General features: G+C 58.8%; 3 protein-coding genes. All 3 read left to right on the top strand.

All coding sequences use genetic code 11. From position 1 onward, the window contains the following. Nucleotides 1–602 (top strand): type VI secretion system Vgr family protein (locus tag C5471_RS23205; protein WP_166296571.1); only part of this gene is annotated, 602 nt, incomplete at its 5' end. A 64-nt stretch (nt 603–666) separates the two neighbouring features. Then, on the top strand, nt 667–1,089 hold the full coding sequence (locus tag C5471_RS23210) for a DUF1795 domain-containing protein (protein WP_133814271.1): 423 nt from the start codon (nt 667–669) through the stop codon (nt 1,087–1,089). 18 nt (nt 1,090–1,107) lie between these two features. Then, the coding region (locus tag C5471_RS24100; protein WP_422630942.1) for a hypothetical protein at nt 1,108–1,477 on the top strand (370 nt) is incomplete at its 3' end.

The raw sequence follows: 1,477 nt of genomic DNA on the forward strand, positions 1-1,477 counted from the left end.
GGGTCACACAACCGTGGGCCGGTCAGGGCTGGGGTATGCTGGCTATCCCGCGTGTTGGTCAGGAAGTGGTGGTGGACTTTCTTGATGGTGACCCGGACCAGCCGATTGTCACCGGGCGCACCTATCACGCCAGCAACATCCCACCGGGCAGCCTGCCGGGCAGCAAAACCCAGATGGCCTTCCGCTCAAAAACCCACAAAGGCGAAGGCTATAACGAACTGCGCTTTGAGGATGCCAAAGGCAGTGAAGAACTGGCTTTGCATGCCCAGAAGGACATGACCACCGTGGTGCGCAATAATCGCGAAACCCGGGTCATAAACGACCACACCGAAAGCATCGGCCATAATCAGGTGCTGTCCGTCAGAAATGACCGCCATAAAGAGGTGACAGGCAATGAAGTCAGCGCTATCACTGGCCTGCGTCAAATCACCGTGGAAAAAGACAGCCTGCTGAACGTCAAAAATAACATCCAGATACAGGCCCGGGCTGGCGGTATCGAAATTGCCACCGCCGGGGGCAGCATCACGCTCGACAGTGCCGGCAACATCAGTATTCAGGGCGCTAATATCACCCTTAACGGCAAACAGGTCAATGTGAACTGACCGGTATTGCCCCATTAACAGCCACCCCTGACGACATGATTTCAATCAATCACGGAAAAACAGCATGACAAACACAGTGTATCAGATGAATGAAGGCACCCTGGCTATCCCGGCCAGCTGGCGGGATGAATCCATGAACGTATTTGTGCTGCCAGATGACAGCGGCATGAATCTGGTGGTCAGCCGCACCCCCGTTCCGGCCGGCATGGATAACACCGCTTATTATGAACAGACCCTGGCACAGTTTCGCACGCACCTGCCCGGTTATCAGGAGCACCAGTGCAGCGAAATCACCCTGAGCCAGGCACCTGCCCGCCGGCTGGACTACCAGTGGAAAAGCCCCGAAGGGGACATGTACCAGACCGTAGTGCTGCAAATCCGCGGCACACAGTTGCTGACCTTCAATCTGACTTCACCCGCTCCCTTTGCGGATGGCCAGCGCGAAGCGTTACTGGCGGTTATCGACAGCTTCCAGGCCGCCGGATGAGTTGACAGGAGGTGAAATATGTCACTTGGTGATGAGATTATTACCCGGATTGCCCGAGTGGGGGCGTTACATGCCGCCCCGGTTGCGCCCCCATCGGGCGCTCCCGGCCCGGCAGCGGCCAGAGAAGGCGACCCGATTAAACATGCCAGCTTCCTCGGTGCTCTGGCCGGAGCCATTACCGGGGCGCTGATAGGTGCGGCGGTGTTTGCCGCCGCTGCCGCTGTGGTAGTCGGCACGGGGGGATTAGCCACCGTTGCCGTGATTGCACTGGGCAGCGCGGCGACCTTTGCGCTGGGCGATGTCATCAGCGCCGCCAGTTCGGCGGTGACCAAAATGGTGGACAGTATCGGCCCGCCCAGTGGCGCACTGCTGACCGGCTCCCCCAATG

The sequence above is a fragment of the Photorhabdus tasmaniensis genome (assembly GCF_011189505.1).
Lineage (GTDB): Bacteria > Pseudomonadota > Gammaproteobacteria > Enterobacterales > Enterobacteriaceae > Photorhabdus > Photorhabdus tasmaniensis.

Excerpts from the sequence above, each read along its gene's own strand:
- C5471_RS23210 (WP_133814271.1), top strand. The coding sequence starts at position 667 with ATGACAAACACAGTGTATCAGATGAATGAAGGCACCCTGGCTATCCCG.